This is a genomic window from Curtobacterium sp. AG1037 (assembly GCF_003349855.1).
In the GTDB taxonomy this organism is placed as follows: Bacteria; Actinomycetota; Actinomycetes; order Actinomycetales; family Microbacteriaceae; genus Curtobacterium; species Curtobacterium citreum.
In genome coordinates this window covers 109,720-129,794 of the sequence record NZ_QQAO01000006.1, presented here as the reverse complement: position 1 = coordinate 129,794, position 20,075 = coordinate 109,720, and the positions used below count along the sequence as shown (strand labels likewise).

Here is a 20,075-nt window from a genome sequence, read left to right as displayed (position 1 = left end):
AGTCGGCGCCGTCGGGTCCCGGTCAGCCGGCGCCGTCGGGCCTCGGTCAGCCGGTCGCTCCGGCAGCCAGTTGCGCGGCGAGGTCCGTCGCGGAGCGTGCCGGCAGGCCGCACACCCGGTCGTGGCAGACGTACGCCGCGGCACCCGGCAGGTCGCGGCCCGCGAACAGTTCGAAGCCCGCCGCCGTCCAGGCAGCGGCCTGCTCCGCGGTCACCGTGGCGACCACGGTGCCCGGCCGCCGCGCGGCGACGGCGGCCGCGCGCATCGGGTCGTCGACCGGGGCCACGACGACGACCTCGCGCGACGGGCGCTGGAGCGCGAGCGCGACGCCGAGCGCGTCCGCGTGCCCCAGCGGACGCTCCGTGCCGGTGTGTGCCCGGTCCGCGACCAGGACCGCGGCGGCCTCGCGGTACCCGGCGTCGCCGGTCAGCGCCGCGAGCACGGCCGCCGCAGCGGCGAGTGCCACCGTGCCCGACCGCAGCGCCGTCTGCGGCTGTTCCCCCGTCACGGTCCCGGCCGCGGCGAGCACCGGGTCGACGGCGAAGCGTCCCGCGAGGCCGTCGTCCACCAGGGAGCGTGCGACCTGGGCGAACGCGACGTCGCCGGTGACCAGGGCGAGCTCGAGCAGCCCCTCGGCCAGGAGGCCCACGTCCTCGATCGTCGGCGGTGCGCTCGAGGCTCCCCGCGGGGTGCTCGAGCGGACCGTGACGTGTCCGTCGCGCACGTGCCCGGCGACGATCGCGTCCGCGGCGCCGCGGGCGAGCGCGATCATCTCGGCGTCGCCGTGCCGCGCGCCGGCGATCACCAGGCCGCGGATCGCCAGACCGTTCCACCCGGTGAGCACCTGGTCGTCGAGCGGCGGCGGGGCGAACCGTCCGCGCTCGTCGAGGGGCAGCCGGTACCACGCGCCCTCGACCCGCTGGCCGTCCATCGTGGACTCGCTGTCCTGCGCCGCCACGAACGCGCCGTCGTCGCGCCGCAGGACGTCCCGGAGGAAGTCCGCGATGCCGCGGGCCTGGCCCTGCTCGGCGACGGCGAGCAGCCCGGCGTTGTCGTACAGCATCCGCTCGTAGTGCGGCACGCTCCAGTCGCGCTTGGTCGCGTACCGGAAGACGCCGCCGTCGGCGTCGGTCAGCTCGGCGTCCCGGACCGCGCGCAGGCTGCGGTCCAGGAGCGCGGCAGCGTCGTCGTCGCCGTCGGCCGCGACGTCGCCGAGGAACTCGAGGAGGGGTGCGCTGGGGAACTTCGGTGCGCCCCCGAAGCCGCCGTACGTCGTGTCCTCCGCCGCCGCCAGCTGTCCGGTCACCGAGCGGATCGCGTCGACGGACGGGAGGCGCGGCTCGCCCTGGTCGCCCGCGGCACCCCCCTGGGCGGCCGCGTCCGCCTCGGCGCCCTGCCGGATCGCCGCCGCGATGGCGGTCGCGTTCGCGGCGACCTCGGACCGCCGCTCCCGCCACGCGTCGAGCACCGCGGCCAGGACCTGCCGGAAGGAGCCGACCTGCCCGACCGGGACCGGCGGGTAGTAGGTCCCGGCGAAGAACACCCGGCCCTCGGGCGTCGCGAACACCGTCAGGGGCCAGCCCAGCTGCTGGGTGAACGCGCTCGCGGCGGCCATCAGGCTCGCGTCGACGTCCGGCCGTTCCTCGCGGTCGACCTTCACGGCGACGAAGTCCCGGCGCAGGAGACCGCCGATCTCCGGGTCGGAGAAGCTCTCCCGCGCCATCACGTGGCACCAGTGGCACGTCGCGTACCCGACCGACACCAGCACCGGGACGTCCCGCTCCCGTGCCTCGGCGAAGGCGTCCGGGCCCCACTCGCGCCAGTCCACCGGGTTCGCGGCGTGCTGCCGCAGGTAGGGGCTGACCGCGGTGCCGAGTCGGTTGTCGCTCATGGGTCCAGCCTGCCTCGGTGCCGCTGGGCGCACGGGGCGAGTCGGGCGGTCTGTGGACGAGCGGCGCCGTGCACAGCTGCCGTCACACGAGCCAGCCGGTCAGGGCGGCGAGACGTCGCGCGACCTGCTGCGGGGTCAGGTCGTCGGTGTCCACCCGGATGACGCCGTCCGCGGTGGCCGCGTCGAGCCTCCCGGCCGTCGCCGTGCTGTGTGCCAGCTGCGCCTCGGGAACCCGGCCACCCGCCCGCCGGGCGAGCCGACCCGCCGCGGTGTCGTCGGCGGCGCGCAGCAGGACGGCCGTGACCACCGGGTCGTCCCCCATCGCGGCGGCCAGGGCCGGCCACTCGAGGACGGACACCGTGTTCGAGAACACGAGCCGGTGGTGCCCGAGTTCCCGGTACGCCGCCCACAGTGCCGCGAGGTTCCGTTCTGCGAGACGCGCCTCGGGGTGCTCGACGTGCGGCGCGGGGTGGGCGAGGTCGAGGAAGTCGCCCTCGACGACCGCGTGCCGGACGTCCGCGGCGACCAGCAGGTCGTGCAGTGCCTCGGCCACGGTGGTCTTCCCGACGCCCGAGCGGCCGCCGACGAAGAGCACCTCGGACCGCGGCACCGGCTCAGTCCCGTCCGAGCGACAGCAGCAGCAGCGCCGCGTCCTCCGGGCCGTAGTCGAACATCCGCTCCCAGAACGGGTCTTCCGCCCACGGGACGTCGCCGCCCGCCGGTACCGCGTGGGCGGTCTCAAGCAACCATGCGACCTCGGGCCGGACGGCCTCGGCGTAGCGCGGCGGCTGCCAGCCGAGTGCGCGGGCTGCGGTGGTGTCGAGCACGAACGGCGTCGGCGAGCTCCAAGGGGTCGTCCCGACGAACGCCGGCGCGTCCTGGTCGAGCATGACCTCGTCGAACCGGTGGTCGACCAGGCCCGCGACGGTCCGGACGATCTCGAGCACGCTCGGGGCGGTCTCGTCGGCGACGTTGAGGATGCGGCGGTCCGGGGCGTCCGCGACGAGCCGGACGAGCGACGCGATGCCGGACGCCGCGGTCGTGTGGTCGACGCCACGGCCGCCGTCGGCGAGCAGGATCCGCTCCCGACCGTCGAGCGCACGACGGACCACGAACCACTCGCGCGGGCGGCCGATGCCCACGCCGTACACCTTCGAGGGACGCAGCACCGTGACGGGGGCGCCGTGGTCGAGCAGCACCTGCTCGGCGGCGATCTTGGCGGCGCCGTAGCCGTCGCGGCTCGTGGGGTCGCCGTCCCCGGCGGGCACGGTCGGCTGCAGTTCGGTCACGGCACCGCCGAAGACCGGCCGGTCGACCGAGTTCGCGTGCCGCCCCTGCTCGTCGGCGTAGACGGCCTTCGACGACACGAAGACCGTGGAGCCGACGTCGTCGAGGAACGGACGGAGCTGCAGGGCGTCGTCGCGGGTGGCGCCGACCGCGTCCACGAGCAGGTCCGCACCCGGGCGCAGGAGTTCCCGCAGCACGGCGGTGTCCCGGCGGTCCCCGGGGGCGAACGTCGCTCCGGCGGCCGTGAGCGCGTCCGTGGCGGGGCCGCCGTGCCGGGCGACGACGTCGACCTGCCAGTCGTCACGCCCGCGGCCGGACGCGTCGAGGAGGTCGCGGACCACGGCCGAGCCGATGCCGCCGGTACCGCCGAGGACGACGGCTCGCCTGGTGCTCATGGCAGCAACGGTAGTGCCGCCACCGCGGTCAGGACGCCAATCGCTCCGGCTCCCGACGCCACCAGTCGAGCAGGGAGCCGTCGTAGACCTTGACGTCGTCGTGCCCGAGGACCGTCAGTGCGAGCGCGTCGACGCACGCCGCGTTGCCCACGCCGCAGTAGGTGACGATCTGCGACGCGTCGAGGACCGGTGCGAAGACCTCGGCCAGGGCCGGACGGCGCAGGAACGTGTTCGTGCGGGGGTCGACGACGTCGTCCGTGGTGATCGACGCGCTCCCCGGGACCACCGCGGGGTGGGTGTCGCCGAGCGACGCCGGGGGAGCGGCGAGCACGAGGGCCGCGGGTTCCTCGCCGCGGACCGCGCGCAGGACCCGGTCGTGGTCGACCCAAACCGGGCGTTCCTCACCCGCCAGGAACGGTGCACCGATCGCCGGGGCCGTCCCGTCGCGCAGGGCGCCGACGCGAACCGGTCGGCCCTCGTCCCGCCACTTGGTGAACCCGCCGTCCAGGACCGCCACGCGGTCGTGTCCGAACGCCCGGAAGATCCACCACAACCGAGCGGCCCACTCGCCGACGCTGTCGTCGTAGACCACGACGCACGACTCGTTCGTCACGCCGAGTGCCTGGACGGCGGTCTCGAACTGCTCCACCGTCGGTCGGGTGAACGGCAGGTCGGCATCGACGTCGGACAGGTCGTGCACGAGGTCCGCGTAGCGGGCACCCGGGACGTGCCCGTGCTGCTCGTACGCGTCGCGGGCGTCCTGCCACCGCATGTCCAGGCCGGCCCCCGTGGTGTGCACGGACGCGTCGAGGACGACGAGTTCGTCAGCACCGAGGTGGTCGGCGAGCCACTGCGTCGACACGAGCGGCGAGGTCAGGACGGGGGCCATGGCGCTCACGATATCCGGGGCCTCCGACGGGTCCCAGCAGGATCGACACAGTGCGCAACGCCGTCGTCCGGCAGGCGCGGTCCCCGAACTTCCGATCACCAGGACGGCCCGGGTCGCGCAGAAGTTCTGCGAGGCCCGGGCCGTCCGTGGTCGTCGCGACGCGTGGTGTGTGCGACGGGTGGTGCGTGCGAAGGGTGGTGCGTGCGGCTAGTGCGCCGGGGCCGGGATACTGCCCGTCGCGGTCGACGCCGCGTGCTCGAGCTTCGCGAGCCGCACCGACTGCCGGTTGATGAGCAGCCCGCCCGCCAGCGCCACCAGGACGAGCACGCCCGCCGAGATCGCGAACGCCGCGTGGTACCCGTCGAGCACCGCCTGTGCCTGCTGGAGCTTCGTCGGCGCCGCGGCGAGCCCGGACAGCCGGTCCGCGACGACGTCGGCGAAGATCGTCGAGAGGAGCGCCGTGCCGATCGAGCCGCCGACCTGCTGCGCGGTGTTCACCGTCGCCGAGGCCACGCCGGCGTCGGCGCGGGCCACCCCGGTCGTCGCGGTGTTCATGGCGGAGGAGAAGATCGTGCCCATCCCGAGCCCGATGACGATCAGCGCCGGCAGGACGGTGCCCGCGTAGGTGCTGTCGACGTCGGTGCGCAGGAGCAGCAGGAGTCCGGTCGCGGCGACGAGTCCACCCGCGAAGACGAGCACCTTCGGCCCGACCCGCGGCAGCAGGCGGCCACCGATCTGCGTCGAGGACAGCATGATCGACGCCGGCATCGGCAGGAACGCCAGACCCGTCTGCAGCGAGGTGAACCCGAGGGTCTGCTCGAGGTAGTAGGTCAGGAACAGGAAGATGCCGAACATGCCGATCGCCACGAGACCGATCGCGATGAACGAGCCACCACGGTCGCGGTCGAGCACGACCCGGAGCGGGAGCAGCGGATGCGCGACCCGGGTCTCGATCAGCACGAAGGCGGCGACCAGGACGACACCGGCGGCGAGCATCACGATGGTGACCGGGCTGTCCCACCCGTTCGTCTCGGCGTTGGAGAAGCCGTAGACGATGCCGACCAGGCCGGCCGTGATCGTCAGGACGCCGGCGACGTCGATGCGGGGTCGGTCGACCTTCGGCGGACGCGCCATGAACACGAGCGCACCGATGACACCGAGCACCGCGAACACGACGTTGACGTAGAGGCACCAGCGCCACGAGGCGTACTCGGTCAGCACGCCGCCGAGCAGCAGACCGATCGCGGCACCCGAGCCCGCGATGGAGCCGAAGATGCCGAACGCACGACCGCGCTCCTTCGGGTCGCGGAAGGTCGTCGTGAGCATGCCGAGGGCGGACGGGGCGAGGAGCGCGCCGAAGACGCCCTGCAGCGCGCGGGCCGCGACGAGCAGTCCGAACGAGTCGGCCAGGCCGCCGAGGACCGATGCCGCCGCGAAACCGACGAGCCCGATGATGAAGGTGTTCTTGCGGCCGAAGAGGTCGCCGAGCCGCCCGCCCAGGAGCAGCAGGGAGCCGAACGCCAGGGAGTAGGCGGTGACGATCCACTGCCGCTGGTCGGTGGCGAAGCCGAGGTCGGCCTGGGCCGAGGGGAGCGCGATGTTCACGATGGTCGCGTCGAGCACGACCATGAGCTGGGCCAGTGCGATCACCGCGAGGGCGATCCACCGGTGCTGCGGGCGGTCGGGCGCTGCGCCGGTGCCGCTCGCGATGGTGGGAGCGGCGCCCGTTCGGGGCGCCGCGGTCTGTTCTGCCGTCACGGCAGCCTCCTTCGAGAAGGTGGAGGGGAGAGGTGGTCTGGTGGACCGGGAAAACGGATGCGCTGCATCCGGTTCGACCCACTGTAGCCCAAAACGGAGCAGGCGCATCCACTTGTTCCCAGAAAGTTCAACTACATTCGTCGGCGTGAGCACCACCGAGTCCGCGGCCGACGTCGAGCGGCCACTCCGCGCCGACGCCGCGCGCAACCGTGAGCTGATCCTCCAGACGGCCCGTCGCTGCTTCGCGGAACGCGGCACCTCGGTCACCCTCAACGACATCGCGCACGAGGCCGGGGTCGGCGTCGGCACCGTCTACCGACGCTTCGCCGACAAGGACTCCCTGATCGAGGCGCTCCTCGCCGCCAAGTTCGAGGCGCTCAACGACGCCGCCGCGCTCGCCGCCGACGAGCCCGACCCGCGCGAGGCCCTGCGCGTCTACCTGATGGGCGTGTTCGCCTTCCGCGCCCGCGACCGGGCGCTCGCCGACACCATCGTGCGTGCCGGCAAGGGTCGGCCCTCGATCGTGCGGGAGCGCGACCGCCTCGAGCAGCAGGTCGGTCGGATCATCGAGCGTGCGCGGGAGGCCGGGGTCGTCCGGGTCGGGTTCGACCACCGCGACCTGCCGATGCTCACGACGATGGTCGGGGCGGTCGCCGACGCCACACGCGAGACCGACCCAGACGCGTGGCGGCGGTACGCGCAGGTGATCGTCGACGGGGTGCTGCCGCAGGCGCCGGTGTCGGGGCTGCCCGGCACGCCGCTCGACCGCGAGGCGCTCGAGCGCGCGCTGCACGCGTCCCCCTGACGGACGCGGCCTGCCGCGCGCCGGTCGGGGACCCGCGCCGCACGTCCGTCAGGTGACAGCCCACCGGCCGGGAGGCGCGTGGCTGGGTCGACCCGTGCCTCCAGTCCGTCCCCCGGTCGCGTCGCGACGTTCCTGCCCATCGCACGCGTGATGGGAGGACGGATCGCGCGTCGGAGGACGGAAGGAACGCCCTTCCACGCGCGGATCGGTCAACCATGCGCGGATCGGTCGACCACGCGCGGATCGGCACCCCACGCGCGGGACCGCCTACAACCAGCTGGGCAGCCAGTAGTGCGACCGGATGAAGTCCCACGGCATCTGCATCCCGGTCCACATCGGGTACCAGTACGCCGATGCGAGCACCACCACGCCCAGGTACACCCCGACCCAGGTGAGCGCGAGCGTCCGACGGTGCCGGGGATCGTCGCGCCGCCCGACCACCAGCCCGATCGCCGCCGCGAGCGCCATCACCATGAAGGGCTCGAACGCCACCGTGTAGAACTGGAACACCGTACGGTCGGTGTACATCAGCCACGGCAGGTACCCCGCCGCGACCCCGACGAGCACGAAGCCGTACTCCCATCGGCGCCGCAGCACGAACAGCACCAGGAGCGCCACGGTCGCGACCACCGCCGCGTACCAGACGAACGGGTTCGCGATGCCGGTGATGGCCTCGCCGCAGCGGGAGGACCCGCAGCCGCCCTGCCCGGCGTCCGTGCCGACGTAGTACATCGACGTCGGCCGTTGCATGAGCAGCCAGAGCAGCGGGTTCGCCTGGTACGAGTGCGGGGTGTGCAGGCCGATGTTGAAGCCGTAGATCTCGGACTGGTAGTGCCACCAGTTCTGCACGCTGTCCGGCACCCACGCCAGCACGCCCGTCCACCGCTCGCCGCCGGACGCGATCCAGTTCCGGTCCCAGCCGTCCTTCGACACGAACCAGCCGGTCCACGACGCCAGGTAGGTCGCGGCCGCGATCGGCACGGTGAGCAGGAACGTCACGGGTGCCTGCTGCAGGAACGCGCTCGACGACCAGAAGGCCACCCCCGCCCGGCGGCGCATCATCATGTCGGCGAGCACCGAGTACAGCGCGAAGAACGCCAGGAAGTACAGCCCGGACCACTTCACGGCCGACGCGGCCCCGAGCGCCAGGCCCATCGCCAGCAGCCAGGGCCGCCAGAGCAACACCGGCCCCCAGAGCGTGTCCCGGTCGGCCGCGGTCCGTGCGGCCACCCAGCGGTCGAGCCGCCGCTGCGCCCACCGCCGGTCGAGCAGCAGTGCGCCGGCGCCGAGCACGACGAAGAACGTCAGGACGCCGTCGAGCAGGGACACCCGGCTCAGGACGATCGCCTGCCCGTCGACCGCGAGCAGGAAGCCGGCGAGCGTGCCGATCGCGGTGGAGCGGAACAGGGACCGGGCGATGAGGGCCGTGAGCAGGACGGTCGCGGTGCCGAGCACGGCGACCGTGATGCGCCAGCCGAACGAGCTGTCGGCGCCGAACAGCAGCATGCCGAGCCCGATCAGGTACTTCCCGAGCGGCGGGTGCGCGATGAACTCGGCGGCGCTCGAGTAGAGGTCGGTCTGCCCGCTCGCGAACCGCTGGTCGGTGGTCGGAGCGCCCTCGTCCGTGGCGTTCGCCGGCCAGGTGCCCTCGTACCCGAGGTGCACGATCGACCAGCTGTCCTTCACGTAGTACGTCTCGTCGAACACGAGCGAGTGCGGGTGCCCGAGCCCGACGAGCCGCAGCACCGCGGCGAGGAGCGTCACGGCGAGCGGACCCGTCCAGCGCCAGACGGCGACCCGCCGCGACGTCGAGAGCACCCGGCCCCACCAGTCGTCCAGGCGGGAGCCGACCGGCCCGGAGGGCGTGGTCGTCGGGTCGTCGGTCAGCTCCGTGGTCATCGAGAGGTCATCCTACGGATCGCCCTCGAGCCGGACCTGCCACCACAATGGGGAGGTGATCGTCCTCGCAGCAACGCCCATCGGCAACCTCGGCGACGCGTCCCGCCGGCTGGTCGAGACCCTCTCGAACGCGAGCGTGGTGGCCGCCGAGGACACCCGGACCGCGATCCACCTGATGCGGGCGCTCGGCATCGAGAACCGCCCCCGGCTCATCGCGCTGCACGAGCACAACGAGCGGGCGAAGGCGGCCGAGGTCGTCGAACTCGCCCGCGACGAGGACGTCGTGGTCCTCACCGACGCGGGCATGCCGGCGATCAGCGACCCGGGCTTCCCGCTCGTCGAGGCCGCTGCGGCCGCCGGGGTCACCGTGACGGCGCTGCCCGGCCCGTCCGCGGTGCTCATGGCGCTCGCCGTCTCCGGACTGCCGACCGACCGCTTCACGTTCGAGGGCTTCCCGACGCGGAAGGGCGGTGAGCGACGGCGGCTGTTCGCCTCGCTCGCGGGGGAGCAGCGGACGATGGTCTTCTTCGAGTCGCCGCACCGTCTGGCGGACACGCTCACCGACATGGCATCCGGCTTCGGGGACGACCGCCGTGCGGTGGTGTGCCGGGAGCTGACGAAGCTCCACGAGGAGGTGCGCCGCGGGACGCTCGCCGAGCTCGCTGCCTGGGCGGCGGACGGGGTGCGCGGCGAGATCTGCGTCGTCGTCCAGGGCGCCGCGGGGGAGTCGGACGTCACGAGCATCGAGGACGGTGTCCGGCTCGTGCTCGAGCGGGTCGCCGCTGGTGCCCGGATGAAGGAGGCGGCGTCCGCCGTCGCGGACGCGACGGGGCTGTCGAAGCGCGACCTGTACGAGGGCGCGCTCGCCGCGCGCTGACGGGACCGGCCACCGGCCTGGAGGATCGGGGCGGGCCCGCCACGATCCTCCCGTCCGGTGCCCGGCCGGGTTCTCCACAGGCCCGCGGGGGCGCGTCATCCGGTCCGCGCCCGCCCGTAGGATGGTCCGCATGTCCGACGGGTCCTCGTTCAGCATCACCACGCCGATCTTCTACGTGAACGACGTGCCCCACATCGGGCACGCCTACACCGAGGTCGCCGCGGACTTCATGGCGCGCTGGCACCGGCAGCGGGGTGACGACACCTGGCTGCTGACCGGCACCGACGAGCACGGCCAGAAGATCCTCCGGACGGCGTCGGCGAACGACGTGTCGCCGAAGGAGTGGGCGGACCGGCTGGTCACCGACGCGTGGAAGCCGCTGCTCGACACGGTCGACGTGGCGAACGACGACTTCATCCGCACCACCGACGAGCGGCACGAGCGCGGTGTGACGGCGTTCCTGCAGAAGCTGTACGACGACGGCTTCATCTACGCCGGCGAGTTCGAGGGCTTCTACTGCGTGGGCTGCGAGGAGTACAAGCAGCCGAGCGACCTGGTGCCCGGCACCGGGGCGTACGAGGGCCAGCAGGTCTGCGCGATCCACTCGATCCCGGTCGAGGTCCTGGCCGAGCGCAACTACTTCTTCCGCATGAGCGACTTCGAGCAGCGGCTCCTCGACCTGTACGAGTCGAACCCGCTGTTCATCCAGCCGGAGAGCGTCCGGAACGAGATCGTCTCGTTCGTCAAGCAGGGCCTCCGTGACCTCTCGATCTCGCGGTCGAGCTTCGACTGGGGCATCCAGATCCCCTGGGACCACGACCACGTCCTGTACGTGTGGTTCGACGCCCTCCTCAACTACGTCACGGCGCTCGGCTACGGCTCAGACGACGACGAGGCGTTCCGGCGCCTCTGGCCGAGCGTGCACGTCGTCGGCAAGGACATCGCCCGGTTCCACGCGGTCATCTGGCCCGCGATGCTCATGGCCGCGGGGCTGCCGGTCCCGGAGCGCGTGTTCGGCCACGGGTGGCTGCTCGTCGGCGGCGAGAAGATGTCGAAGTCGAAGCTGACGGGCATCGCGCCGTCGGAGATCACCGACACGTTCGGCTCGGACGCGTTCCGCTACTACTTCCTCCGCGCGATCACCTTCGGGCAGGACGGCAACTTCAGCTGGGAGGACATCTCCGCCCGCTACGCCGCCGACCTCGCCAACGGGTTCGGCAACCTCTCGTCTCGACTGGTCGCCATGCTCCAGAAGTACTTCGACGGTGCGGTCCCCGCCCGGGGCGAGCTGACCGACTCGGACCGGGCGATCGACGCCCTCGCGGTGTCGGTCACCGAGCGTGCCGACGCGGCAGTCCAGGCCTTCGCGCCGCACGACGCGATCGCGATCGTGTGGGAGCTCGTCGACGCCCTGAACGGGTACATCACCGAGCAGGAGCCGTGGGCCCTGGCCAAGGACGAGGCGCAGCGCGAGCGGCTCGGCACGGTGTTGGCGACGGCGCTGCGGGGGCTCGGCACCGTGAACGTGCTCGTCTCGCCGGTGATGCCGAAGGCGACCGAGAAGCTCTGGTCGGCCATCGGCGCCGGCGGCTCCGTGACGGAGCAGCGCGTCGACCGCGCGTACGAGTGGCAGGGCGCCGAGACCGTCGTGCCGCTCGAGTCAGGGCTCTTCCCGCGCATCGAGCCGCAGCACGAGCAGGGCGCCGCGTGACCGACGCGGCGGACGGCTCGCACGTCCGGGCGCGTGGCGACGGGTCGTCGGGCGGGTCGAAGCGGGACCTGAGCTACCCGCCGCTGCCCCAGGCGCTCGTGGTGCCGGTCTACGACAACCACACGCACATGGAGATCGCCGACGGCGTCGGTGAGGGCGGCGACGGTCCGCTCGACTACCGGGAGCACCTCGACCGTGCGTCGAGCGTCGGCGTGCGCGGTGTCGTGCAGGTCGGCACCGACCTCGCCACCTCGGAGTGGTCCGCGCAGATCGCCGCGCGCGAGCCCCGCGTCCTCGCCGCCGTCGCGCTGCACCCGAACGAAGCACCCGTGCTGGCGGAACAGGGGCTGCTCGACGAGCACCTCGCCGGGATCGAACGGCTCGCGGCGCTGCCCCGGGTCCGGGCGATCGGCGAGACCGGGCTCGACTTCTTCCGCACCGGCGAGGACGGCCGCGCCGCCCAGGTCCGGTCGTTCGAGGAGCACATCCGCATCGCGAAGGAGCACGACCTCGCGCTGACCATCCACGACCGCGACGCGCACGACGCCGTGGTCGAGGTGCTCGACCGTGTCGGCGCTCCCGACAAGACGGTCTTCCACTGCTTCTCCGGCGGCCCCGACCTCGCGCGCCTCTGCGCCGAGCGCGGGTGGTACATGTCGTTCGCCGGCACGGTCACGTTCAAGAACGCCCAGCTCCTGCGCGACGCGCTCCAGGTGGTGCCGCGCCACCTCGTGATGATCGAGACCGACGCACCGTTCCTGACGCCGACGCCGTACCGCGGTCGGCCGAACGCGCCGTACCTCATCCCGCTCACCCTGCGGTCGATGGCCGAGACCCTCGGCACCGACGCCTCGATGCTCGCCGCGCAGATCGCGTCGACCACGGAGCTCGTCTACGGCGCTTGGGACGCCGAGCCCGTCACGGTGGACGAGTGACGATGGGTGCCCTGCTCGGCCCGGCGGAGATCCGGGACCTCGCAGCCAAGCTCGACGTCACCCCGACGAAGAAGCTCGGCCAGAACTTCGTGCACGACGCCAACACCGTCCGCCGGATCGTCGCCGCCGGGCGGGTCACCGCGGACTCCCGCGTGCTCGAGATCGGTCCAGGGCTGGGGTCGCTCACCCTCGGGCTGACCGAGACCGGCGCCTCCGTCACTGCTGTCGAGATCGACGGCCGGCTCGCGGCGCAGCTGCCGGACACCGTCGCCGCGATGCAGCCGGACGCGCGCCTGCAGGTCGTGCACCAGGACGCCCTGACCGTCGCCGCCGACGACGTGCCCGAGCAGCCCACCCACGTCGTGGCGAACCTGCCGTACAACGTGTCCGTCCCCGTGCTCCTGCACCTGCTCGCGACCTTCCCGACCATCGAGCGCGTGCTCGTGATGGTCCAGGCCGAGGTCGGGTACCGGATCGCCGCGGGTCCGGGCAGCAAGGTCTACGGCGCGCCGAGCGTCAAGGCCGCCTGGTACGGATCGTGGTCGACCGCGGGGCAGATCAGCCGGCAGGTCTTCTGGCCGGTGCCGAACGTCGACAGCGTGCTCGTCGGGTTCGACCGGCACGACCAGCCCGGCGACGAGGCCCTGCGGGCGCAGGTGTTCGCGCTCGTCGACGGTGCGTTCCAGCAGCGGCGGAAGATGCTGCGCCAGAGCCTGTCCGGGGAGCTCGGCAGCAGCGCCCGGGCGACGGAGCTGCTCATGGCGGCCGGGATCGACCCGACGGCGCGCGGCGAGGCCCTGTCGCCGGAGGACTTCGTCCGCCTGGGTCGCACGGTCCTCGACGCGTCCTGACGCTCGGCGCCTGGCGCGGCCAGGTGCCTGACACGGCTCGGGTGCGCGGCGGTCCGGCGTGCCCAGTGCAGCCGGGAGCAGGCCACGCCGCCAATCTCCGCGGCGCGCTGTGCTCGCGATGAAGCGGGGTGCACTCGCCCCTCGAACGATCGCGGCATCGGCAAGATACGAAATACTGGCTCGCGCCGAACCCCACGGGATACCGTCTCTCCACACGAGCGAAGGAGCACCGATGACCCCGACTGATCCTGCCGACGCAAACGCCCGAACCTCGAGATCGCGCAGCCCCCGTGTCTTCTCACGCGACGAGATCGAGGCGATCAAAGCCCGGACCCCGACGCCGGCCGGCACACCGGAGGAGCGGCGGGCACGCCTGCAACGAGCGCTCAACACCTTCGCCTCTGGCAAGGAGTTCACGCCGGCATCGCGACTCCTGCGACGAGGGTGACCGTTCGTGTCGTCGTTCGAGGAGTCAGGGACGCGCGGTGTGCTCGCGTTCGATCACTTCGCCGCGGTACCGGCGCGAGTCGTCCTCGACTCGTGGTTCCTCCGGCGGGCCATCGACACGACGGCTCGGGGGCATGACGCTGCGGCGGCGTTCCTGCAGCGGCTGGACCTCGTGAGCGCCGACTGTTTCTACAACGGCCTCACCGAGCTGGAGCTGATCGAGTCTGCGCATGCGATCGGTCGGCCCGGGCTCCTGGCCGAGTGGGGGACCATCAAGTCGACGACACGCGTGTACTGGGTCGGCGTCGACGAAGTCGCCGACGATGTCGAAGCTCTCGTGGCGCGATACGGACTGACTGCGAGCGGAGCCATCCAGGTCGCCACGACGATCGCGGTCGATGCTGACGCACTCGTGAGCGTCGATCCGGGACTCGCCGTCGTCGACGCTGCGACGCTGTCCCTGCTCGTCGACGTCGACAGTGTCGCGGCCGCGCGACGGTACCGCGGTCAGCCGAGCTGAACGACGCCTCGACGGAGCCCTAGGCTCAGAGGCGTGCACCCTTCTCGCTCCCGGACCGCCGACGCGATCACGCTCGGCTTCCTCGTGGTCGGGCTGGCGGTGATCGTCATCGCACTCGTCGCCCTCGTGCGGGACGTCCGGGACGACGCCGCGTGGGCAGCCGTGCTGCTCGGCCTGGGAGTGGGCGTGTGGGGGCTGTGGTTCCGGCGGCTCGGGACCGATGACGCCGCCGACGAAGCGACCTTGAACCGCTCCGCCACGGGCCGGATCGGCACCGTCGCGATCGTGGGGGTCATCGCGGGCGGTGCGTACTGGTTGCTCCGAGGGGCCCTCGACCGCACGGTCGCCGAGGCGGTCGTCGTCACGGGGATCACGCTCGCGCTCTGGATGGTGAACCGCGTCGTCGACGCACAGATCCGCCGTCGACGCGCCGCGGGCGAGGCCGACTGACGGGCAGCCCGGACCGCCCGCACCGGCGGGCGGAAGCGCGGCGTCGCGTGCCCCCGCACAACCGGAAGCACACCGCACCACGGACTTCAGCGGCGCGCTGCGCTTCCGGTTGTGCGGACCTCCCGGACGCGGGACCGCGGTGGCCCGCCGGACGCGCTCAGTGCCCGCGGCCGGCCATCGCCTCGAGGATCTGCTGGTGCGTCCCGTCGCGCTCGGCCCACCGGAGCGGCAGGACGTCCTCGACGAGGACCTCGGGCGCCGCACCGGAGCGCAGCAGGTCCATGACCTCGTCGGCGAACGCGTCGAGGGGCATCCCGCCGAAGTCCGCGCCGCCCATCAGGTCGGTCCGGACGGCCGGCGGCGCCAGCTCGAGCACCTGGACCGAGCTGCCGACGAGCTGCTGCCGCAGGGCCTGCGTGTAGGAGTGCACGGCGGCCTTCGTCGCGCTGTACGTCGGCGTCGCGGTGAGCGGCACGTACCCGAGCCCCGAGGTGACGGTCACCAGGGTCGATGTCGGCCGCGAGAGCAGCTGCGGCAAGAATGCGTCGATCAGGCGGATCGTGCCGAGCAGGTTCGTCTCGACGGTCGCCACGGCGTCGTCGATGTGCCCGGGGTCGCGAAGGTCCTCGTTCCGCATGATGCCGGACATCGTGACGAGGCCGTCGAGCGCGGGGTGGCGGTCGAGGACCTCGGCCGCTGCGACGCGGATCGAGGCAGGGTCGGAGACGTCGATCGCGACGGTGTCGAAGCCGTGCTCGGCGGCGAGGGTGTCGAGCAGGGAGCGGCGCCGCCCGCCGATGACGACGGTGCTGCCCGCCGCCTGCAGACGCTGGGCGAGCGCGAGTCCGATGCCGGAGGTCGCGCCGGGGATGAAGACGGTGCTGGTGGTGGTGTCCATGACGACCACGATCCGCTCCCCGCCCGCCCCGCACCAGGACGCGCGCATCGGGGGACCGGCGATCCCTGGTTCCGGGCCGCCCGTCGGAGGACGATGGGCACATGGACCGCCACGCCCTCGCCGACTTCCTGCGTCGCCGCCGCGAGCTGCTCCGGCCCGAGGACGTCGGGCTCGGTGCAGGGGCCCGGCGCCGCACGCCCGGGCTGCGACGCGAGGAGGTCGCCGCCCTCGCGGGCATGAGCGTCGACTACTACACGCGGCTCGAACAGCAGCGCGGGCCGCAGCCGTCCGAGCAGATGATGGCCGCGATCGCTCGGGCGCTCCGGTGCAGCCTCGACGAGCGTGACCACCTGTTCCACCTCGCCGGCCACACCGCGCCGGTCCGGATGCACCGGGCCGACCACGTCGACCCCGCGATCCTCCGGGTGCTCGACCGGCTCGAGGACACCCCTGCGATCGTGGTGAGCGACCTCGGTGAGACGCTCGTCGAGAACCGGCTCGCCCGGGCCCTGCTCGGCGGGTCGGTCGACCTGCCCGGCAACGAGCGCTACCAGGCGTGGCGGTGGTTCGTCACCGGCACCGAGCCGGCGAAGTACGCTCCCGAGCAGCACGAGCGCCTGGGCCGGGTGGTCGTCGCGTCGTTGCGGGCGGCCGTCGGGCTCGCCGGGCCCGGGGATCGCCGTGCGACCGAGCTCGTCGCCGAGCTGCAGCGCCGGAGCCCCGCGTTCGCCGAGGTCTGGGAGCGACACGAGGTCGCGACGCGGTGGTCGGACAACAAGACGATCCTGCAGCCCGAACTCGGACGCATCACGGTCGACTGCCAAGTGCTGCACACCGACGACCAGGCGCAGGCCCTGCTGCTGTTCACCGCGCCCCCTGGGAGCGAGGATGCCCAGAAGCTCGAGCTCCTCGGCGTCCTCGGCACGCAGCAGTTCGGCACCGAACCGGCGCGGTAGCACCGCGTCACACTCCTGGCACCTCCCGACCATCCGTGCCTAGGGTGGGGCGGTGAGCACTCCGCGCGTGTACGTCATCCACGAGAACCCCGAGTGGTTCCCACCGCTCGCCGCCGCCTTCGCTGCCGAGGGCGTCCCGGTGCAGGAGGTCCTGCTGACCGAGGGGCAGATCGACCTCGGGGCGGAGCCGGAGCCCGGCGTGTACTGGAGCCGCATGTCGGCCAGCAGCCACACCCGCGGGCACGAGCACAGCAAGGAGTACACCCGCGCCGTGCTCGGCTGGTTGGAGTGTGCCGGTCGCACGGTCGTCGGCGGCAGCCACGTGCTCGAGCTCGAGGTCTCCAAGGTCGCCCAGCACGGGCTGCTGCAGGCCGCGGGCTTCGACGTCCCCCGCACCTCCGCCGTCTTCGGCACGGCACCGCTCAAGGAGGCCGCCCGCACCTTCACCGGCGGGCAGGACGTCCCCTTCATCACGAAGCACAACCAGGGCGGCAAGGGCCTCGGCGTCCGCCGGTTCGACTCGCTCGCCGAGTTCGACGCGTACGTCGACAGCCCCGAGTTCGAGGCCCCGGTCGACGGCATCACCCTGCTGCAGGAGTACCTGACGGCCCGCGAGCCGTTCATCACGCGCGCCGAGTTCGTCGGCGGCGAGTTCGTCTACGCGGTGCGGGTCGACACGAGCGCAGGCAGCTTCGAGCTCTGCCCGGCCGACGCGTGCGAGGTCCCCCAGGTCATCGCGGGGGCGGTCTGCGACGTGCCCGGTGTCGAGGCACCCGGTGCTCCTGCGGCGTTCAGCCTGCGCGAGGAGGTCACGTCTGAGCACCCGCTCGTTCAGCGCCTCCGCACGTTCCTCGCCGACCAGGGCATCCAGATCGCGGGCGTCGAGTTCATGGAGACCACCGACGGTCGCACCGTCGTCTACGACATCAACACCAACACGAACTACAACCCCGCCGTCGAGGCGGTCGCGCCGGTCTCCGGACCGCGCGCCATCGCGCGCTTCACGGGCGCGCTCCTCGAGCGCGACCACGCGGTCGCCGCGGTCTGAGACGAACCACCCACCGGCCTGGAGGCACGGTGCGGGCCCGCCCCGTGCCTCCCGTCCGTCACTCCCCACCAGCAAGGAACCACTCGTGCGATTCGGATACTGGACCCCGCTCTTCGGCGGTTGGCTGCGCAACGTCGAGGACGAGGACATGCCCGTCACCTTCGACTACGTGAAGCGGCTCGCGCAGCGAGCCGAGCGCATCGGCTTCGACCTGACCCTCGTGCCGGAGCTCAACCTCAACGACATCAAGGGGACGGCGGCACCGAGTCTCGAGGCGTGGGCGCTCGCGGCCGCGCTCGCGGCGACGACCGAGCGCCTGGAGATCATGGCGGCGATGCGGCCGGGCTACCACCTGCCGGCCGTGACGGCGAAGCAGGCGGCGACCATCGACGAGATCTCGTGCGGCCGGTTCACGTTCAACGTGGTGAGCGCCTGGTGGGCGGAGGAGGCGCGCCAGTACGGCGGCATCTTCTCGGAGCACGATGACCGGTACGCGCGCACCGAGGAGTTCGTCCGGATCCTCAAGGGTCTGTGGTCGGAGACGCCGTACTCGTTCTCGGGCGAGTACTACGACGTGCAGAACGCGCACCTCGAGCCGAAGCCCCGGGTCACGCCGCGGATCTACGCCGGCGGCGAGAGCGAGGCCGGCAAGAGCTCGATCACGCGCTTCGCCGACGCGTACCTGACGCACGGCGGCACGGTCGACGAGCTCCGGACGAAGATCGCCGAGATGCGCCGCCGCCGCGAGGACGCCGGAGCAGCGCCGTTCGAGGCGTTCGGCATGGCCGCGTACGTCATCGTGCGCGAGACCGAGGCGGAGGCGCAGGCCGAGCTCGCGCGCATCACCGACGTGCAGCACGGCAAGGCGTACGAGTCGTACCAGGACTTCATCTCAAAGTCGCAGCTCGAGCACGTGCCGTCGCTCGAGGACTACTCGGTGTCGAACCGCGGCCTGCGCCCCGGGTTCGTCGGGACGCCGCAGCAGGTGGCGGACCGGATCCTCGAGTTCGAGGACGCCGGGGTCGACACGCTCCTGCTGCAGTTCTCGCCGCAGGCCGAGGAGATGGAGCGCTTCGGCGAGCAGGTCATCCCGCTCGTCCGTCCGACCGGTGCGTCCGTCTCCCCGTCCGCCTCCGCCGGGTCGGTCGCCTGATGGCGGTCGAGGACGACTGGGCGTTCGAGACCCGGCAGATCCGCGCCGGGTTCAAGGCCGACCCGGGCTTCGGCGGGAACGTGCCGCCGATCGCGCAGACCGCCGCGTTCGTGTACCCGTCGGGCGAGGACGCCGCGGCGCGGTTCCTGCTCGACGCGCCCGGGCACACGTACTCGCGGGTGAACAACCCCTCGGCCGCCGCGCTCGAGCGGCGGATCGCCGACCTCGAGGGCGGGATCGGTGCGCTGGCCCTGGCGTCCGGGCAGGCCGCGACGTCGCTCGCGGTGCTCGGCGTCGCCCGCGCCGGCGACCACGTCGTGTCGAGCGCCTCGCTGTACGGCGCGACGTACACGCTGTTCGCCTCGACGCTCCGCGACCTCGGCATCACCTTCACGTTCGTGCAGGACCCCACCGACCTGTCCGAGTGGGCCGCCGCGGTCCGTCCGGAGACGCGGGCGTTCTTCGGCGAGAGCATCCCGAACCCGCGCGGCGACGTGCTCGACTTCGCCGGGGTGGCCGGCGTCGCACACGAGGCCGGGGTCCCGCTCATCGTCGACAACACGATCGCGACGCCGTACCTCGTCCGGCCGATCGAGCACGGTGCGGACATCGTCGTGCACTCGGCGACGAAGTACCTCGCCGGGCACGGCAGCGCCATCGCCGGGATCATCGTCGACAGCGGGAACTTCGACTGGGCGGCACATCCGGAGAAGTACCCGCAGCTGACGACGGTCGAACAGTCCGGGTTCGCCGGCACGGCGTTCACCGAGAAGTTCGGTCGGCGGGCCTTCATCCAGCGCACCCGGTCGAAGCTGTCCGCGGACCTCGGCCCCGCGATCGCCCCGTTCAACGCGTTCCTCGTGCTGCAGGGCATCCAGACGCTCTCGCTCCGGATGGACCGGCACGTGTCCAACGCCGCGACCGTTGCGAGCTGGCTGGACGCGCACGACCAGGTCGGCGGCGTGCACTACGCGGGCCTGCCGTCGTCGCCGTGGCACCACCTGCAGCAGCGCTACGTGCCGAAGGGGCCGTCGGCGGTGCTGGCGTTCGACCTGGTCGGCGGGCTCGAGGCGGGTCGGCGGTTCGTCGCGGCCCTCGAGCTGTTCGACCACGTCTCGAACATCGGCGACGTGCGCTCGCTCGTCGTGCACCCCGCGTCGACGACCCACGTGCAGATGACCCCGTCGGAGCGGGCGGCCGCGGGCGTCGGGGAGGGGCTCATCCGACTGTCGATCGGACTCGAACACGTCGACGACGTCCTGGCCGACCTGGAGCGTGGTTTCACCGCAGCGCGCGCGGGATAGG

Annotated in this window: 18 protein-coding genes; 11 read left to right on the top strand and 7 right to left on the bottom strand. The window is 72.5% G+C overall.

Going from position 1 to position 20,075, the window contains the following annotated elements:
• Positions 1-46 precede the first annotated feature (46 nt).
• The 5 genes from DEU32_RS10820 to DEU32_RS10800 form a co-directional block, all read right to left on the bottom strand.
• Positions 47-1,891: a thioredoxin domain-containing protein gene (locus DEU32_RS10820; protein ID WP_114850537.1), complete on the bottom strand. Its 1,845-nt coding sequence runs from the start codon at positions 1,889-1,891 to the stop codon at positions 47-49.
• An 82-nt stretch (positions 1,892-1,973) separates the two neighbouring features.
• Positions 1,974-2,501 carry an AAA family ATPase gene (locus DEU32_RS10815; RefSeq protein ID WP_114850536.1) on the bottom strand — a complete coding sequence of 176 codons (528 nt, stop codon included), beginning with the start codon at positions 2,499-2,501 and terminating at the stop codon, positions 1,974-1,976.
• A gap of 4 nt (positions 2,502-2,505) precedes the next feature.
• Complete coding sequence (locus DEU32_RS10810; protein WP_114850535.1) at positions 2,506-3,573, bottom strand: NAD(P)-dependent oxidoreductase; 1,068 nt, start codon at positions 3,571-3,573, stop codon at positions 2,506-2,508.
• A 28-nt stretch (positions 3,574-3,601) separates the two neighbouring features.
• The gene (locus DEU32_RS10805) at positions 3,602-4,462 is read right to left on the bottom strand and encodes a sulfurtransferase (RefSeq protein WP_114850534.1); all 861 of its coding nucleotides are present in this window, start codon (positions 4,460-4,462) and stop codon (positions 3,602-3,604) included.
• A 207-nt stretch (positions 4,463-4,669) separates the two neighbouring features.
• Complete coding sequence (locus DEU32_RS10800) at positions 4,670-6,220, bottom strand: MFS transporter (protein ID WP_114850533.1); 1,551 nt, start codon at positions 6,218-6,220, stop codon at positions 4,670-4,672.
• A 145-nt stretch (positions 6,221-6,365) separates the two neighbouring features.
• Here DEU32_RS10800 and DEU32_RS10795 point away from each other — a divergent pair, with 145 nt between their 5' ends.
• Complete coding sequence (locus tag DEU32_RS10795; protein ID WP_181819263.1) at positions 6,366-7,025, top strand: TetR/AcrR family transcriptional regulator; 660 nt, start codon at positions 6,366-6,368, stop codon at positions 7,023-7,025.
• Between the two features lie 267 nt (positions 7,026-7,292).
• Here the strand turns inward: DEU32_RS10795 and DEU32_RS10790 are convergent, their stop codons facing one another.
• Complete coding sequence (locus DEU32_RS10790) at positions 7,293-8,924, bottom strand: dolichyl-phosphate-mannose--protein mannosyltransferase (protein WP_114850531.1); 1,632 nt, start codon at positions 8,922-8,924, stop codon at positions 7,293-7,295.
• A gap of 55 nt (positions 8,925-8,979) precedes the next feature.
• Between DEU32_RS10790 and rsmI the strand changes: the two genes are divergently transcribed.
• From rsmI to DEU32_RS10760, 6 genes are all read left to right on the top strand, one after another.
• Positions 8,980-9,801: a 16S rRNA (cytidine(1402)-2'-O)-methyltransferase gene (rsmI, locus tag DEU32_RS10785; protein ID WP_114850530.1), complete on the top strand. Its 822-nt coding sequence runs from the start codon at positions 8,980-8,982 to the stop codon at positions 9,799-9,801.
• 130 nt (positions 9,802-9,931) lie between these two features.
• On the top strand, positions 9,932-11,512 hold the full coding sequence (metG, locus tag DEU32_RS10780; RefSeq protein WP_114850606.1) for a methionine--tRNA ligase: 1,581 nt from the start codon (positions 9,932-9,934) through the stop codon (positions 11,510-11,512).
• Positions 11,509-12,447 (top strand): TatD family hydrolase, encoded by a 939-nt coding sequence (locus DEU32_RS10775; protein ID WP_180224784.1) that lies wholly within the window; start codon positions 11,509-11,511, stop codon positions 12,445-12,447. The genes metG and DEU32_RS10775 overlap by 4 nt, the downstream gene beginning before the upstream one ends.
• 2 nt (positions 12,448-12,449) lie before the next feature.
• Entirely contained in the window at positions 12,450-13,298 is an 849-nt protein-coding gene (gene rsmA / locus DEU32_RS10770; protein ID WP_114850529.1) for a 16S rRNA (adenine(1518)-N(6)/adenine(1519)-N(6))-dimethyltransferase RsmA, read from the top strand.
• Positions 13,299-13,752: 454 nt separating this feature from the next.
• Positions 13,753-14,265: a hypothetical protein gene (locus DEU32_RS10765; protein ID WP_114850528.1), complete on the top strand. Its 513-nt coding sequence runs from the start codon at positions 13,753-13,755 to the stop codon at positions 14,263-14,265.
• A gap of 33 nt (positions 14,266-14,298) precedes the next feature.
• Positions 14,299-14,715: a hypothetical protein gene (locus DEU32_RS10760; RefSeq protein WP_114850527.1), complete on the top strand. Its 417-nt coding sequence runs from the start codon at positions 14,299-14,301 to the stop codon at positions 14,713-14,715.
• A 157-nt stretch (positions 14,716-14,872) separates the two neighbouring features.
• On the opposite strand, the gene DEU32_RS10755 is transcribed toward DEU32_RS10760, so the two are convergent.
• Positions 14,873-15,613: an SDR family oxidoreductase gene (locus tag DEU32_RS10755; protein WP_114850604.1), complete on the bottom strand. Its 741-nt coding sequence runs from the start codon at positions 15,611-15,613 to the stop codon at positions 14,873-14,875.
• Between the two features lie 101 nt (positions 15,614-15,714).
• Between DEU32_RS10755 and DEU32_RS10750 the strand changes: the two genes are divergently transcribed.
• From DEU32_RS10750 to DEU32_RS10735, 4 genes are all read left to right on the top strand, one after another.
• Positions 15,715-16,569, top strand: coding sequence for a helix-turn-helix transcriptional regulator (locus tag DEU32_RS10750; protein ID WP_114850526.1), 855 nt, complete (start codon positions 15,715-15,717; stop codon positions 16,567-16,569).
• A gap of 52 nt (positions 16,570-16,621) precedes the next feature.
• Positions 16,622-17,617 carry a RimK family alpha-L-glutamate ligase gene (locus DEU32_RS10745; protein ID WP_114850525.1) on the top strand — a complete coding sequence of 332 codons (996 nt, stop codon included), beginning with the start codon at positions 16,622-16,624 and terminating at the stop codon, positions 17,615-17,617.
• Between the two features lie 85 nt (positions 17,618-17,702).
• A complete protein-coding gene (locus DEU32_RS10740; protein WP_114850524.1) occupies positions 17,703-18,770 on the top strand; it encodes an LLM class flavin-dependent oxidoreductase in 1,068 nt (355 codons plus the stop codon).
• Complete coding sequence (locus tag DEU32_RS10735) at positions 18,770-20,074, top strand: O-acetylhomoserine aminocarboxypropyltransferase/cysteine synthase family protein (protein ID WP_114850523.1); 1,305 nt, start codon at positions 18,770-18,772, stop codon at positions 20,072-20,074. The genes DEU32_RS10740 and DEU32_RS10735 overlap by 1 nt, the downstream gene beginning before the upstream one ends.
• Position 20,075: the final 1 nt, after the last annotated feature.

What these genes read in the sequence shown, in the direction of transcription:
- DEU32_RS10820 (WP_114850537.1), bottom strand. Translation starts at nt 1,891, where the DNA reads ATGAGCGACAACCGACTCGGCACCGCGGTCAGCCCCTACCTGCGGCAG.
- DEU32_RS10810 (WP_114850535.1), bottom strand. Translation starts at nt 3,573, where the DNA reads ATGAGCACCAGGCGAGCCGTCGTCCTCGGCGGTACCGGCGGCATCGGC.
- DEU32_RS10805 (WP_114850534.1), bottom strand. Translation starts at nt 4,462, where the DNA reads ATGGCCCCCGTCCTGACCTCGCCGCTCGTGTCGACGCAGTGGCTCGCC.
- DEU32_RS10790 (WP_114850531.1), bottom strand. Translation starts at nt 8,924, where the DNA reads ATGACCACGGAGCTGACCGACGACCCGACGACCACGCCCTCCGGGCCG.
- metG (WP_114850606.1), top strand. Translation starts at nt 9,932, where the DNA reads ATGTCCGACGGGTCCTCGTTCAGCATCACCACGCCGATCTTCTACGTG.
- rsmA (WP_114850529.1), top strand. Translation starts at nt 12,450, where the DNA reads ATGGGTGCCCTGCTCGGCCCGGCGGAGATCCGGGACCTCGCAGCCAAG.
- DEU32_RS10755 (WP_114850604.1), bottom strand. Translation starts at nt 15,613, where the DNA reads ATGGACACCACCACCAGCACCGTCTTCATCCCCGGCGCGACCTCCGGC.
- DEU32_RS10750 (WP_114850526.1), top strand. Translation starts at nt 15,715, where the DNA reads ATGGACCGCCACGCCCTCGCCGACTTCCTGCGTCGCCGCCGCGAGCTG.
- DEU32_RS10735 (WP_114850523.1), top strand. Translation starts at nt 18,770, where the DNA reads ATGGCGGTCGAGGACGACTGGGCGTTCGAGACCCGGCAGATCCGCGCC.